Source organism: Phaeobacter porticola, from assembly GCF_001888185.1.
GTDB lineage: Bacteria > Pseudomonadota > Alphaproteobacteria > Rhodobacterales > Rhodobacteraceae > Phaeobacter > Phaeobacter porticola.
The window spans coordinates 2,300,976-2,314,533 of the sequence record NZ_CP016364.1 but is presented as its reverse complement, the minus strand read 5'-3'; the positions used below and the strand labels follow the sequence as shown (position 1 = coordinate 2,314,533).

Genomic DNA, 13,558 nt, shown 5'->3' with positions numbered 1-13,558 from the left:
GAGTAATCTTGGCATGAAAGAACTGATTGTTGAACGACTTAAGCCGGTGACATTGGTTGGCGCAGGGGCGATTGATCCCGGCGATCTGGAGATGTCGCTGGCATTGGCGCCCACATTGGTGGCGGCGGATGGTGGCGCGCGGGTGGCGCTGGAGGGCGGGCATAGCCCAGTTGCGGTCATTGGGGATCTGGACAGTCTGGCGCCGGATGTGCAGGCCGAATTGCCGCCCAATGTGTTGCATCACGTGACCGAACAAACGACCACGGATTTTGACAAGGCGCTGCGGATGATAGCGGCGCCGGTGGTGTTGGGCGTTGGCTTTTTGGGTGGGCGGCTGGATCATCAGCTGGCCGCGTTCAACACTTTGGTTCAACCCCATCCCAGCCCCTGTGTGCTGCTAGGGCCACAAGAGGTAGTGTTTCATCTGCGCGGCGAGGTTGGACTGTCGCTGGACGCGGGCGAGCTGGTGTCGCTGTTTCCGATGCAGCCCGTGACCGGCTGGTCAGAGGGGTTGGAATGGCCCATTAAAGGCCTGCATCTGGATCCGATGGCGCGGATCGGGACGTCAAACCGTGCGACAGGGCCGGTGCGGCTGCGCGCTGACGGGCCGGGGATGCTGGTTCTTCTGCCGCGCGCGCGGTTGGGGATGGTTGTTGCGGCCTTGATGGCGTAACGCTGAGCCGACGCGGCTGTTAGACCGGAAGCGTTAGACCGGGGCCTGTTCCGGTGCCAAAGGCGGCTCTTCGGTCAACAGGCTGGCCCGATCCTGGGCTGCCTTGCGGGATTGGATCTGCCGTTCACGCAGGATCACAAACAGGCCAGCCGTCATGGTGATCACGATGCCAATCGCGGCAATGCCATTTGGCAGATCCGCAAAGATCCACCAACCAATAAGCGCGGCCACCGGGATTTCCAGGTACTGCATTGAGGCCAGCGTGGCGGCGGGGGCGTAGCGCAGGCTCCAGGTCATCAACAGATGGGCTGCAGTGCCAAGACTGCCAATCGCAACAAGCAACGCCCATTGATCCGGCGTCGGTGTCACCAGTGAAAGCGCCGGGATATCGACGATCTGACCAAGCAGCAGCACCGGTGCCAGCATCACACAGGCCATGGTGCCAGAGACCGCCTGCAGGCCAACCGGGTCGGTGTCCTTGGCGATTTGGCGGGTGACCAACATGAACAGCGCAAAGACCACTGCCACCATCAGCGGCCAGAGCGCGTGCAGGCCGACGGCCGCAAAGCTGGGCTGAATGACCAGAAGCGTGCCGCCAAAGCCGACGATACAGGCCAACAGCCGCACCAGACCGACCTCTTCCTTAAGGACATATTTGCCCAACAGCAGCATGATGAAGGGCATGACAAAGGCAATCGCCACCGCATCCGCCAGCGGCAGATATTTGAGTCCGGTGAACATCGCACCGATACCAGCAATATGCAGCAATGTGCGCAGGAAGGTCAGCCAGAGCACCCGTCCCTGCATCCGCCATAGCCGCCCGGTGGCCCAGATGAGCGGTGCCAGCAGCAGAACCTGCGCGGCAAAGCGGACAAACAGCATCTGTCCGAGGGGAATATGTGCGCCCAACAGCTTGGCCACGGCATCACCCAGGGGGGCGACGATGCAGAATCCAAGCATGAGCAGGATACCAAGAGAGGGGCGGTCATGTGTCATGCCGCCACGCTAGGCGCGGGGGCAGGGGGATGCAAGCAGGGGTTGCGATTGGGATTTGGCGGGACGTGTGTGCCGTACGCCCCGCCAGAGAGAAGAGCCGTGTGCTCAGCAGTTCGGCACGTTGACTGCCAGACCGCCGAGCGAGGTTTCTTTGTATTTGTCGTGCATATCAGCACCAGTCTGGCGCATGGTTTCAATGCAGGCATCCAGTGGCACGAAATGCTGGCCATCGCCGCGCAGGGCCAGTGATGCGGCGGAGACGGCCTTGATCGCCGCCAGGCCGTTGCGCTCGATGCAGGGGACCTGCACCAGGCCCTTGACCGGATCGCAGGTCATGCCGAGGTGATGCTCCAGCGCGATTTCGGCGGCGTTTTCCACCTGTTCAGGCGTGCCGCCCATCACCGCGCAGAGACCCGCAGCGGACATGGCGGCGGCTGATCCAACTTCAGCCTGACAACCAGCCTCGGCACCCGAAATTGACGCGTTGTATTTCACAAGACCCGCGATGGCGGCCGCGGTCAGCAGGAAATCCTCGACGTGGCTTTCCGATGCGCCCGGCACATGGTCGAGATAGTAACGAATCACTGCGGGCAGAGTGCCGGCAGCGCCATTGGTTGGCGCGGTTACCACCTGACCACCGGCAGCGTTTTCTTCGTTCACCGCCATCGCATAAACGCTCATCCAGTCGTTGATGGTGTGGGGCGCATTCAGGTTCATGCCGCGCTCAGCAAGCAGAGCGTCGTGGATGCCCTTAGCCCGGCGGCGCACATTCAGGCCACCCGGCAGGATGCCGTCACGCTCCAGCCCGCGGTTGATACAGTCGTTCATCACCTGCCAGATACGGGCGGTGCCTTTGGAGAGGCTAACCTCGCAACCGCGGGCGATTTCATTGGCGCGTTTCATCTGCGCGATGTTCTTACCGCTGGATTTCGCCATTTCGAGCATTTCATTGGCAGATTTGAATGGGAAGGGCACAGGGTCGCCTTCGTCGGTTGCCTTGCCGGCAGCCAGCTCTTCCTCTGTCACGACAAAACCACCACCGATCGAGTAATAGACCTGCCGCAGAATGACGTCGCCCTGCGCATCGGTTGCCATCAAAATCATGCCATTTGCGTGACCGTCCAGCGTGTGATCGTAGTCGAATACCAGATCGGTTTTTGGCACAAAGGTCAGCGTGCCCAGCCCCTCGGGGCTGACAGTGCCGCTGGCCTCGATCTCAGCAAGGGTGACCTGCGCTTTGGCGTCGTCATAGGTTTCCGGCACATAGCCTGCGAGGCCCAGAATGGTGGCGCGGTCAGTGGCGTGGCCAACGCCGGTAAAGGCGAGCGAGCCATGCAGCGAGGCGCGCAAACCGTGAAATTCGAAGGGTGATGCGCGCATCATATCGAGGAACTTTGCGGCGGCCACCATCGGCCCCATGGTGTGCGAGGAGGACGGGCCAATGCCCACTTTGAACATGTCGAAGACGGAGAGAAACATTAGATGGCTGATCCTTCTGGCGGATAGGCGAGATGTGGCTGTGTGAACGGGGTTGTGCCCAGACCTTCGGCCTGACAGGCGCTGCTGGTGCTGGCGCGGGTCTCCAGCTGGGCCAGCAGGCGGGCCAGATGCGGTGTATCGGCGAGGCGGAACCAGCTGCGATCGCTGTTGCTGGGATAAAGTGCCATCCAGCGCATCATACAAGCTAGGTAAAGCGTCAGCGCGGTTGGTCGATTGGTATCGTGACTGTCTGCAGCCGCTATAAACAGTTCAGGTTGATCCGCAGCTGCGGTCTCCAGACTGTGCAGATGGGTTTGGAGCCGGTCGCGCAGGGTGGCCTGGAGCTGGCCTTGCTGGGTCAGATTGTCACCGATGTATTTTCGCGGATAGAACAGCATTCGCAGATCGGCGTGCAGCGTGTTTGAGGCGAAGAACAGCCATTTCAGAAAGGCGGCGCGCAGCGGGGAGGTTACCGTAGAAACCAGACCTGTGTCCGGGTGGCGGTCGCCCAGCCACAACAGGATCGCGGCGGTTTCAAAGATTGCACCATCGGGCGTTTCCAGCACCGGAATCAAACCGCCGGGATTGAGCGCACGATAGGCGGCTCCATGCTGCGCACCAGCGCGGCGATCCACCAGCGCGGTTTCATAGGGTAGGCCCATCTCTTCCAACGCGAGCCGGATCACCAACGAGGCGTTGTCTGGGGCGTAGTGCAGGCGATAAAGATCTGTCATGGACTTAGCATATAGGGGCTGTACGGGCATGGGTAACGCCCGTTTCCGACGTTTCCAATAGGAAACACGCAGTTTGCGCAAACGGTGGCAGCGCATCGCCCAGTGGATCCTGCCGAGGTGGTGAAACGCAAGTAACGGCAATGATAAGACCAGGCCGTAAAATCCCCCCAGCAGATGAGGTCTGCCCCTCGCGCCGGCGGATGAATAGGCTTATACCATACTGAACATGAGCAGGGAGTCACCACCATGGCAGGGGAATTGTCACCCATCGACAGGGCTAAATTTGTTGCCGCCAAACGCGCCGCAGACATGGTCGAAGATGGCATGCGGGTAGGGTTGGGGACCGGATCCACCGCTGCCTGGCTGGTGCGCTGCCTGGGCGAGATGGTGCAAAACGACGGGCTGCGCATCAAAGGCGTGCCGACGTCTAGCCGCACGGCAGAGTTGGCCCGCGAGGTGGGGATTGAAATTCAAACGCTGGATGAGGCGAAATGGCTGGATCTGACCATTGATGGTGCGGATGAATTTGACCGCGACCTGAATCTGATCAAGGGCGGCGGTGGGGCGCTGTTGCAGGAGAAAATTGTTGCCACAGCCTCGGACCGGATGGTGGTGATTGCCGACAAGGCCAAGGAGGTCGAGAGCCTGGGGGCCTTCCCGCTGCCGGTAGAGGTGATCCCCTTTGGCTGGCAGACCACGCAGGCGCTGCTGGAGGAGACTTTGGTGGCGATGGAGGTCATGGGCCGCAAGACCACGCTGCGGATGAACGGCGATGCAGCACTGGTGACCGATGAAGGCAACCACATTCTGGATCTGCATCTCAACCGCATCGGCAATGTCCGGCAGATGGCGCTGGTGCTGAACCAGATCCCCGGTGTGGTAGAGAACGGGCTGTTCATCGACATCTGTGACACCGTTGTGGTGGGCTATGGCGATGGCAAGGTTGAGGTGCGCGACATCAATGAGGGCACGGTGGAAACCGACCAGCTGGATTTTGTCGAGACCGAAAACCTGTTCACGGATCTGAATGATTGAGGTGGGCTAGCCCGCCTTAGCCTTGCTTGAGGTGCCCATGTCTCCATTCCAACCCACGTCTTCGACACCGACCTTGCACATGCTGTGCGGGAAAATTGCCGCCGGGAAATCCACGCTGGCCGCGCGGTTGGCTGCGGATCAAGGGACAATCCAGCTGGTCGAGGATGACTGGCTGCATGCTTTGTTTGCCGATCAGATGTCGTCGCCTCAGGATTACGTACGCTGCGCGGCAAAGCTGCGCGGGATCATGGCGCCGCATGTTGCATCGCTTTTGCAGGCCGGAGTTTCGGTTGTCCTGGACTTTCCCGCGAATACTGTCGAAACCCGTGTGTGGATGCGCAGTTTGATTGACCAGACCGGCGCAGCGCATCAGCTGCATGTCTTGGATGTGCCAGATGATCTATGTCTGGCGCGGCTCCGCCTGCGCAACGCCGGGGGCGTGCATCCCTTTGCGGCAACCGAAGCGCAGTTTCACGCGTTCAGCAAGCATTTTACCTATCCTACTGAACAGGAAGGGTTCACGCTCGTGGTACATGGGGCAGCAGAGTGATCCCGCCCTTGCTTCTTCACGCGCCCTTCACGGTTTCGCGACTAAACCACGCTTGGCATTATAAACCGGCCACCGCACCCCCACCTGCGAGACTGGCAATTACCTCTGCGCTATGTGATACCTCGCGCAAGATATGAGAAGGGCGACTAACATGAGCTTTGATTACGATCTCTTTGTCATCGGCGGCGGTTCCGGTGGGGTGCGTGCGGCGCGGGTGGCAGCACAGCGCGGCGTCAAGGTGGCGCTGGCGGAGGAAGACCGCTATGGCGGCACCTGCGTGATCCGGGGCTGCGTGCCGAAAAAGCTCATGGTGTTTGCCAGCGAATACGCAGGTATGGTTGAGGACGCGCAGGCCTATGGCTGGGATCTGTCGCCCGGCAGCTTTGACTGGGACCGCTTCAAGACCAAGCTGCACGCCGAGCTGGACCGGCTGGAAGGTATCTATCGCGGCATTCTGGAGAACAATTCGGTTGAGACCTTTGATCAGCGTGCCAAACTGGCGGATGCCCATACGGTTGAACTGGCCGATGGCACCCGCAAGACCGCGAAACATATCCTGATCGCAACCGGCGGCTGGCCGGTGACGCCGGAGTTTCCCGGCTCGGAACTGGCCATCACCTCCAATGAGATCTTCCATCTGGAAAAACTGCCCGAGACCATGCTGATTGTCGGCGGCGGCTATATCGCCTGTGAATTTGCCGGCATCATGAACGGGTTGGGGGTCAAGACCACGCAGTATTATCGCGGTGCGCAGATCCTGCGCGGTTTCGACGATGAGGCGCGTGGGCTGATCTCTGAGGAGATGTGCCAATCCGGTGTGGATCTACATCTGGGCACCAATGTGCTGGAGATGCGTAAAGAGGGCGACAAGATCTGGGTGAAGGCCACCAATGGGGATGAAAACCTGTTCGATCAGGTGATGTTCGCCACCGGTCGCAGCCCCAATGCCGATGGCCTCGGCCTTGAGGAACTGGGCATTGAGCGCGACCGCGCTGGGGCCATTGTAGTGGATCAGTACAGCCAGACCGGCGTGCCGTCGGTCTATGCGGTGGGGGATGTGACCAACCGGGTGAACCTGACGCCGGTTGCCATTCGCGAAGGGATGGCCTTTGTCGAGACGGTGTTTGCGGGCAACCCGACCAGCCCCGATCATGAACTGATCCCGACTGCGATCTTTACCCAGCCTGAGATGGGCACTGTAGGTCTCAGCGAAGAAGCCGCGGCGGAGCAGGAAGAGATCGAGGTCTATGCGACCTCCTTCAAGCCGATGCAGCAGGCTTTTGCGGGGCGCGCACAGCGGGTGTTGATGAAGCTGATCGTCTCCAAGGCGACGCGCAAGGTTCTGGGATGTCATATTGTCGCCCCTGGTGCGGGCGAAATGATCCAGCTTGCGGGTATCGCTGTAAAAATGGGCGCAACAAAAGAAGACTTTGATCGCACCGTGGCGGTGCATCCGACCATGTCGGAAGAGCTGGTCACGATGAAGACACCTGTGCGGACGGCTTGATTTTTCAGCAAGAAACCACAGGTAGCAACAACAAGCCGCGATGGGCGGCAGGATAGGGATTGGACACATATGGCGGGCAATAATGGTGGCCCCTGGGGGGGCGGTGGCTCTTCTGGCGGCTCAGGCGACAGAGGCAACAACAACCAGGGCGGTGATGACAACCGGGGGGGCGGACGTCGCCCGGATGATGGTCAGATCCCTGAGATCGACGAACTGGTGAAAAAAGGCCAGGAACAGCTGCGGGTGCTGATGGGCGGTCGCGGTGGTGGCACTGGTGGCGGTGGCCGTGGTGGTTCTGGGGGCGGCGGTGGCGGTCCACAGCTGACTAAGGGCACTGTTGGTCTGGCCGCGTTGGTTGCGGTCGGCTTCTGGGCTTTTGCCAGCTTTTACACAGTAAAGCCGGAAGAACAGTCGGTCGAGCTGTTCCTGGGCGAATATTCCTCCACCGGGCAGCCGGGCCTCAACTTTGCGCCTTGGCCCTTGGTGACCAAGGAAATCCTGCCGGTGACCCGTGAACAGACTGAAGACATCGGTGTTGGTGGCGGTCTGAGTTCAGACGCTGGTCTGATGCTGACGGGTGACGAGAATATTGTCGATATCGACTTTCAGGTTGTGTGGAACATCAATGATCCGGCGCAGTTCCTGTTCAACCTTCGTGATGCGCGGACCACCATTCGTGCGGTGTCGGAATCGGCTATGCGCGAAATTATTGCCCAATCCGAACTGGCGCCGATCCTGAACCGGGATCGCGGTGCCATTGCCTCGCGGTTGCAGGATCTGATCCAGTTCACGCTGGATGATTATGACAGCGGTATCAACATCATCCGTGTGAACTTTGACAAGGCGGATCCGCCGGCATCGGTGATCGCGGCTTTCCGTGATGTTCAGGCCGCTGAGCAAGAACGTGACCGCCGCCAGAACGAAGCCGACGCCTATGCCAACAATGCCTTGGCTGAGGCCCGTGGCCAGGCGGCTGAATTGCTGGAAAAAGCCGAAGGGTATCGCGCACGTGTCGTGAACGGAGCCCAGGGTGAAGCCAGCCGTTTCAGCGCGGTTCTGACAGAATACCAAAAGGCCCCAGAAGTGACCCGCAAACGTCTCTATCTGGAGACAATGGAAGAGGTGCTTGGCCGCGTTGACAAGATCATCCTCGATGAGCAATCGGGCGAAGGTCAGGGCGTGGTACCATACCTGCCGCTGAATGAACTGCGCCGTGGAGGAAGCAACTGATGCGTAAGACAACTCTTTTGCTGCCCGCGCTGGTGATCGTCGCCATTACGGCACTGTCATCAGTGTTCATCGTTGATGAGCGCGAAAAAGCGCTGGTTCTGCAGTTCGGTCGGGTTGTTTCCGTTAAGGAAGATCCGGGTCTGGCGTTCAAAATTCCGCTGATTCAGGAAGTTGTCCGGTATGATGACCGTATCCTGAGCCGTGATATTGACCCGCTGGAAATCACCCCGTCGGACGATCGCCGTCTGGTGGTCGACGCCTTTGCCCGCTACCGGATCACGGATGTGAACCGGTTCCGTCAGGCTGTTGGTGCAGGCGGTATCGCAACGGCGGAAAATCGTCTTGACTCGATTCTGCGCGCGCAAACGCGTGAGATTCTCGGCTCCGTCAGCTCCAATGACATCCTGTCGTCGGACCGGGCCGCGCTGATGTTGCGGATCCGCAATGGCGCCATTGCAGATGCCCTAGCACTGGGCATCACGGTTATTGACGTGCGCCTGAAGCGGACCGACCTGCCGACGGAAAACCTTGATGCAACCTTCCAGCGGATGCGGGCTGAACGTGTGCGTGAAGCCACCGACGAGCGTGCCCGTGGTAATGAGGCGGCCCAGCGGATCCGGGCGCAAGCTGACCGGACTGTGGTCGAGCTGGTGTCCGAAGCGCAGCGTGAAGCAGAGATCATCCGTGGTGAATCGGATGCGGAACGCAACGCGATCTTTGCCGAAGCTTATGGCGCGGACCCGGAGTTCTTTGAATTTTACCGCTCGCTGAATGCTTATGCGACTGCGTTGAAGGCTGGCAACTCCACAATGGTTCTGTCGCCCGACAATGAGTTTTTCAACTACCTGAAATCCTCGAACGGCAAACCGGCGGCGGCTGCGCAGCAATGATCCTCGCCGCAGATCTTCTGCGTGTGTGTCTGAGTAAAAACAGACGGGGGGCTGGCCATTGTGCCGGCCCCTTTCTTGTCGACGTGTTCCTAAGCGGCCGCTCACCGGGTTTCACTTCGAATTGAATACGTGCAACATTTGTTGTGACGCGAATTGGAAAGACTACATTACAGCACATCGTCCTCAGCGGTTTCTGAGATGCCCGCCCGCGCAGGCCCCGCCTCAGGACATGGAATATGGCGACAACTAAGGAGTAGTTTCGTGCAGCCACAGGCAATGAAAAATAAAATCAGCAGCGCCCCAGCGCTCGCGCGGCAACCCGTGCGCCAGACAACGCAGTGGCGTCTGTTCTGGCTGGCCATGGTCAGCACCCTGATGGTGCTGGCGCAGGTGGCCATTGCGCAGGCCCGCCCCGAGAGTCTGGCCCCACTGGCCGACAAAGTCAGCCGCGCGGTGGTGAATATCACCACGACTACGGTGGTCGAAGGGCGCTCTGGTCCGCAGGGCATCGTGCCTGAAGGCTCGCCGTTTGAGGATTTCTTTCGCGAATTTCAGGATCGCAACGGTGATCAGGGTGACCGTCCGCGCCGGTCCTCGGCGTTGGGATCCGGTTTTGTGATCTCGGAGGACGGCTATATCGTCACAAACAATCACGTCATCGAAGAAGCGGATGAGATCGAGATTGAGTTTTTCCCCGGTGAAGGCCAGCCCGCAGTGCCGCTGCCGGCCAAGGTCGTGGGCACCGATCCCAACACCGACATTGCGCTTCTGAAGGTCGAAGCCCCGATGCCGCTGACATTTGTCAAGTTTGGCGACAGCGATCTGGCCCGTGTAGGCGACTGGGTTGTTGCGATGGGCAATCCATTGGGACAGGGGTTTTCGCTCTCCGCCGGGATCGTCTCGGCGCGCAACCGCGAATTGTCGGGGTCTTATGACGATTACATCCAGACCGATGCAGCGATCAACCGGGGTAATTCTGGCGGGCCGCTGTTCAACATGGATGGTCAGGTTGTTGGTGTGAACACTGCGATCCTGTCGCCCAATGGCGGCTCCATCGGGATTGGGTTTTCCATGGCGTCCAATGTGGTCAGCAAAGTTGTGACGCAGCTGAAGGAATTCGGTGAAACCCGCCGCGGCTGGTTAGGCGTGCGCATTCAGGACGTGACCAAAGACGTGGCAGAGGCGATGGGTCTGGACAGTGCCAAAGGCGCGTTGGTCACTGATGTGCCCGAAGGCCCGGCCAAGGCCGCTGGTCTGCTGGCAGGCGATGTGATCCTGTCCTTTGACGGGGTCGACGTAAAAGACACCCGTGCATTGGTACGGCAGGTCGGCAATACCGAAGTTGGCAAAGCAGTGCGCGTGCGGGTTTTTCGTGAGGGCAAGACCGAAACTCTGCGCGTGACTTTGGGTCGTCGCGAAGATGCACAGCGTCAGAGCACACCTGGAGGTGGCGATGACAAAGCGCCGGAAACCAGCGAAAAAGAGCTGCTGGGCCTGACGGTCAGCCGTCTGAATGACGATCAGCGCAGCGATCTGAACGTGCCGGATGGCATGGATGGTCTGGTGATCACCTCGGTGGATGACACGTCGGAAGCTTGGGAAAAAGGCATGCGTGCAGGCGATCTGATCACCGAAGCAGGCCAGCAGAAACTGACCTCGATCAGTGAGCTGGAGTCGCGGATTTCAGACGCCAAGGAAGCAGGCCGCAAGTCATTGCTGCTGCTTGTACGTCGTGGCGGTGAGCCGCGCTTTGTGGCGCTGAATCTGGGTGAGTGAAGGCAGGGCTGCCGGGACAGCCGGCGGCCTATGCACTTGAACGCTGCGCAACCTGTAGTCTTGGTCTGATCTGTCCGACAGAGATGCCGCCATGACACTATGAAGCCATAACAAAAGGGCCGGGCTGGATGCCCGGCCCTTTTGCGTGGATCGGACAGGGCGGCCAAATTGCCCCCAGCCTTTGGTTCGGCGTGTCACGGACTCACGCCGACGGGAGGCGTCAATACATGGGTCCAATGACCCCAGGCACCTCCAGGCACCTTCTGTTCGATCCAACGAGCTGTTCACAGATTTCCGCCGCCCCAGATGGCGCAGATGATCCCCGGTTGCACCCGGCGGATTTCCAGGGTCCCGTCGAGCCATGTGCCGTGACACATGGCTCTGGATGGGACAGGCAACCGTTGGGATGGAACGGATAACGGCGGCCTGTGTCGATCATGCCCCACTGCGATGGAGCGGGTCTGTAACCCAGTTCACAATTGAGGTGGGTTTATCCGCATTTGCGTCGGCCTGACGTTTCCCAACAGTCGGGATCAGCCGAGATCTGGATCCGCCAGCAGACGCAGCGCGGCGCGGTCGCGGATCGTGAGACCGCCGCGGCTGATGTCGATCACATCGCTGCGTTTCCATTGCGACAAGGTTTTTGAAACCGCCTCGCGGGTGGCGCCGACAAATTCGGCCAGCTCGCTTTGGGACAGGGACAACCGGCCATCGCCGCCATCGGTGGTAAGGTACAGCAATTTACGCGCCAGTCGCACCGGCATTGGCAGGAAAACCTGTTCGCTATACTGTGTGTTCATCCAGCGCATCCGCTGACCTGCAAGTCGCAACAGGTCGCCCGCCAAGGCGGGGTGGTGCTGGAGTTTTGCCAGCACATCGCCGCTGCGCAAGCGGCGCAGGCGGCTGGGTTCCAGCGCCGTTGCGGTGGCTGTCCGCGGGCCAGGATCAAACAGCGCAATCTCGCCAAAAACTGCACCGGGGCGCATAATGTCGAGCGATAGTTTCCGCCCCGCTGCTGACAGCGTGGAAAATTCCACCGCGCCGCTGACAATTGCATAAAGTGCGTCGCCCTCGTCCCCCTGTTCAAACAGCTCTTCGCCGGCCTGCAAGAGCACCTCGCTGGCCTGGCTGTCCAACATTTCCAGCAAACGATCAGAGGCGCCGGAGAGGAAACCGCGATCCGGCAGCAACCATTTGCGCCGGGCAGCGGAACGCGCGGTACCAGGGGCAACGCCAGAAGCCCTGATAGGCGTGCCGGAGGCCGGTGGCAGCGGGCTCATGTCAGGCCTGCAATCTGGTTGCGGCGATAGCGGTGTGTTTCAGTGTTCAATGGCGACCAACCCCAGTTTGCGGGCGCTGACCAGCGACAAGTCGTCATTGGCAAAGCCATCCTGTTCCTGAAATTTCCGCACCGCGGTACGGGTGGGCGCGTCCAAAACACCGGTGATTTCGCCATCGTAATGACCGCGCACCGCTAAGGCGCGCTGAACTGAGCCGACAAATTGCGGTGTCATATCGACGGGGCAGGGCGTTTCAAACCAGCTCTCCCGGCGCGGGCGCACGATATTCTGCCGGGTCTCGCGGCGAAAGCGCGCTGGCCGCAGGACCGTGCCGTCTGCGGCGGTCATGGCGGGGCGCGTCATCACCTGCACGGTGACGGTTTCGATCACGGCGGGCGTTGTATGGGTGCTCCAGCAACTGCCGGGTGGTGCGCCGGGGGGAGCCGCAGGTGCGGATTGCGCGCGCGAGACCTGTGCGGCGGGCCCAGATTGCGGCTCAATGCAGGCCGACAGCACCGCCAGACACCCCAGCGCAAGCCAGGCCCGTCGAAGGCGCAAAAGCTCATCCATGAACAAAGTCCCCGTGTCGTCGTATTGGCAGCCGTGATGCCGCGACATATGCCTCCAAAGGCGCACAATCCTGCATCAGGGTACTGCAATTCGCGGTCTGGCGCAAAGCCCAGTTGTAGGCGCGCCAAGATGCGACCGTGGAAAGAAGACGCGCGAACCCCCGTTGCCTGCTCAAGTTGGCGCAACATACGTCTGAAGTGGTACAAATGCAGTTTTGACGGGTCTTTTTCGACGAGTTTTCCGGGGTCGGCAGTTTCGGACTGGCGCGGTTGACAGTGGTTGGCTACAACCTCGGACGCAACGCGAAAAAGGATGCAGCTGAAGATGGCAAAGATCACATATGTCGAACACAATGGTGCCGAACACGTTGTGGACGTGGCCAACGGTCTGACCGTGATGGAAGGCGCGCGGGACAACAATATTCCGGGGATCGAGGCAGATTGCGGCGGCGCCTGCGCCTGTTCGACCTGCCATGTCTATGTCGATGCCGCATGGGTTGAGAAACTGCCGGCGAAGGACGACATGGAAGAGGATATGCTTGACTTCGCCTATGAGCCGGATCCCGCCCGCTCGCGTCTGACCTGCCAGATCAAGGTTAGCGATGATCTGAACGGTCTGGTGGTGCATATGCCCGAAAAACAGATCTGATGAGGGTTGAGTGGGGCTGCGCGGTGTCTGATGACGCCTGCCTGGCCCCGCTCCCTGCGTCACGCGGGGGTTGATGCCATCCTGCGCGATGAACAGCCCGACCGGATTGCGCGCTACGTCCCGTCGGGCGCTGGTGTATGCATCCATAGATAAATTTGCGCTCATTTTCTGTCTAAACGCAGTGGTGTAA

13 protein-coding genes are annotated in these 13,558 nt (G+C 60.2%); 8 read left to right on the top strand and 5 right to left on the bottom strand.

Features of this window, described 5'->3' with window-relative positions:
* Positions 1 to 13: 13 nt before the first annotated feature.
* Positions 14 to 673 (top strand): thiamine diphosphokinase, encoded by a 660-nt coding sequence (locus tag PhaeoP97_RS11095; protein WP_072505099.1) that lies wholly within the window; start codon positions 14 to 16, stop codon positions 671 to 673.
* A 33-nt stretch (positions 674 to 706) separates the two neighbouring features.
* Here PhaeoP97_RS11095 and PhaeoP97_RS11090 read toward each other — a convergent pair whose 3' ends face one another.
* The 3 genes from PhaeoP97_RS11090 to PhaeoP97_RS11080 form a co-directional block, all read right to left on the bottom strand.
* A complete protein-coding gene (locus tag PhaeoP97_RS11090) occupies positions 707 to 1,669 on the bottom strand; it encodes a DMT family transporter (protein WP_072505098.1) in 963 nt (320 codons plus the stop codon).
* 105 nt (positions 1,670 to 1,774) lie between these two features.
* Positions 1,775 to 3,148 (bottom strand): L-serine ammonia-lyase, encoded by a 1,374-nt coding sequence (locus PhaeoP97_RS11085; RefSeq protein ID WP_072505097.1) that lies wholly within the window; start codon positions 3,146 to 3,148, stop codon positions 1,775 to 1,777.
* Positions 3,148 to 3,882 (bottom strand): glutathione S-transferase family protein, encoded by a 735-nt coding sequence (locus PhaeoP97_RS11080; protein WP_072505096.1) that lies wholly within the window; start codon positions 3,880 to 3,882, stop codon positions 3,148 to 3,150. Before PhaeoP97_RS11080 ends, PhaeoP97_RS11085 begins: the two co-directional genes overlap by 1 nt.
* 246 nt (positions 3,883 to 4,128) lie before the next feature.
* On the opposite strand from PhaeoP97_RS11080, the gene rpiA reads away from it, so the two are divergent.
* From rpiA to PhaeoP97_RS11050, 6 genes are all read left to right on the top strand, one after another.
* Positions 4,129 to 4,917 carry a ribose-5-phosphate isomerase RpiA gene (gene rpiA / locus PhaeoP97_RS11075; protein ID WP_072505095.1) on the top strand — a complete coding sequence of 263 codons (789 nt, stop codon included), beginning with the start codon at positions 4,129 to 4,131 and terminating at the stop codon, positions 4,915 to 4,917.
* 37 nt (positions 4,918 to 4,954) lie between these two features.
* Positions 4,955 to 5,467, top strand: a complete 513-nt coding sequence (locus tag PhaeoP97_RS11070) for a P-loop nucleotide/nucleoside kinase family protein (protein ID WP_083570370.1) — start codon at positions 4,955 to 4,957, stop codon at positions 5,465 to 5,467.
* 151 nt (positions 5,468 to 5,618) lie between these two features.
* Positions 5,619 to 6,974, top strand: coding sequence for a glutathione-disulfide reductase (gene gor, locus PhaeoP97_RS11065; protein ID WP_072505093.1), 1,356 nt, complete (start codon positions 5,619 to 5,621; stop codon positions 6,972 to 6,974).
* Positions 6,975 to 7,043: 69 nt separating this feature from the next.
* Entirely contained in the window at positions 7,044 to 8,204 is a 1,161-nt protein-coding gene (hflK, locus tag PhaeoP97_RS11060) for an FtsH protease activity modulator HflK (RefSeq protein WP_072505092.1), read from the top strand.
* Complete coding sequence (gene hflC / locus PhaeoP97_RS11055; RefSeq protein WP_072505091.1) at positions 8,204 to 9,094, top strand: protease modulator HflC; 891 nt, start codon at positions 8,204 to 8,206, stop codon at positions 9,092 to 9,094. Before hflK ends, hflC begins: the two co-directional genes overlap by 1 nt.
* A gap of 276 nt (positions 9,095 to 9,370) precedes the next feature.
* Positions 9,371 to 10,870: a Do family serine endopeptidase gene (locus tag PhaeoP97_RS11050; RefSeq protein WP_237028928.1), complete on the top strand. Its 1,500-nt coding sequence runs from the start codon at positions 9,371 to 9,373 to the stop codon at positions 10,868 to 10,870.
* Positions 10,871 to 11,403: 533 nt separating this feature from the next.
* Here PhaeoP97_RS11050 and PhaeoP97_RS11045 read toward each other — a convergent pair.
* Both PhaeoP97_RS11045 and PhaeoP97_RS11040 read right to left on the bottom strand, forming a co-directional pair.
* A complete protein-coding gene (locus PhaeoP97_RS11045; RefSeq protein ID WP_420848980.1) occupies positions 11,404 to 12,150 on the bottom strand; it encodes a Crp/Fnr family transcriptional regulator in 747 nt (248 codons plus the stop codon).
* 39 nt (positions 12,151 to 12,189) lie between these two features.
* On the bottom strand, positions 12,190 to 12,720 hold the full coding sequence (locus tag PhaeoP97_RS11040) for a peptidoglycan-binding domain-containing protein (protein ID WP_072506439.1): 531 nt from the start codon (positions 12,718 to 12,720) through the stop codon (positions 12,190 to 12,192).
* Positions 12,721 to 13,044: 324 nt separating this feature from the next.
* Here PhaeoP97_RS11040 and PhaeoP97_RS11035 point away from each other — a divergent pair, with 324 nt between their 5' ends.
* Positions 13,045 to 13,368, top strand: a complete 324-nt coding sequence (locus PhaeoP97_RS11035) for a 2Fe-2S iron-sulfur cluster-binding protein (protein WP_072506438.1) — start codon at positions 13,045 to 13,047, stop codon at positions 13,366 to 13,368.
* Positions 13,369 to 13,558 lie beyond the last annotated feature (190 nt).

Coding starts and splice junctions, on each gene's coding strand:
- PhaeoP97_RS11095 (WP_072505099.1), top strand. CDS start 14: ATGAAAGAACTGATTGTTGAACGACTTAAGCCGGTGACATTGGTTGGC.
- PhaeoP97_RS11035 (WP_072506438.1), top strand. CDS start 13,045: ATGGCAAAGATCACATATGTCGAACACAATGGTGCCGAACACGTTGTG.
- hflK (WP_072505092.1), top strand. CDS start 7,044: ATGGCGGGCAATAATGGTGGCCCCTGGGGGGGCGGTGGCTCTTCTGGC.
- PhaeoP97_RS11070 (WP_083570370.1), top strand. CDS start 4,955: ATGTCTCCATTCCAACCCACGTCTTCGACACCGACCTTGCACATGCTG.
- gor (WP_072505093.1), top strand. CDS start 5,619: ATGAGCTTTGATTACGATCTCTTTGTCATCGGCGGCGGTTCCGGTGGG.
- PhaeoP97_RS11050 (WP_237028928.1), top strand. CDS start 9,371: ATGAAAAATAAAATCAGCAGCGCCCCAGCGCTCGCGCGGCAACCCGTG.
- PhaeoP97_RS11040 (WP_072506439.1), bottom strand. CDS start 12,720: ATGGATGAGCTTTTGCGCCTTCGACGGGCCTGGCTTGCGCTGGGGTGT.
- PhaeoP97_RS11090 (WP_072505098.1), bottom strand. CDS start 1,669: ATGACACATGACCGCCCCTCTCTTGGTATCCTGCTCATGCTTGGATTC.
- PhaeoP97_RS11085 (WP_072505097.1), bottom strand. CDS start 3,148: ATGTTTCTCTCCGTCTTCGACATGTTCAAAGTGGGCATTGGCCCGTCC.
- PhaeoP97_RS11045 (WP_420848980.1), bottom strand. CDS start 12,150: ATGAGCCCGCTGCCACCGGCCTCCGGCACGCCTATCAGGGCTTCTGGC.
- rpiA (WP_072505095.1), top strand. CDS start 4,129: ATGGCAGGGGAATTGTCACCCATCGACAGGGCTAAATTTGTTGCCGCC.
- hflC (WP_072505091.1), top strand. CDS start 8,204: ATGCGTAAGACAACTCTTTTGCTGCCCGCGCTGGTGATCGTCGCCATT.
- PhaeoP97_RS11080 (WP_072505096.1), bottom strand. CDS start 3,882: ATGACAGATCTTTATCGCCTGCACTACGCCCCAGACAACGCCTCGTTG.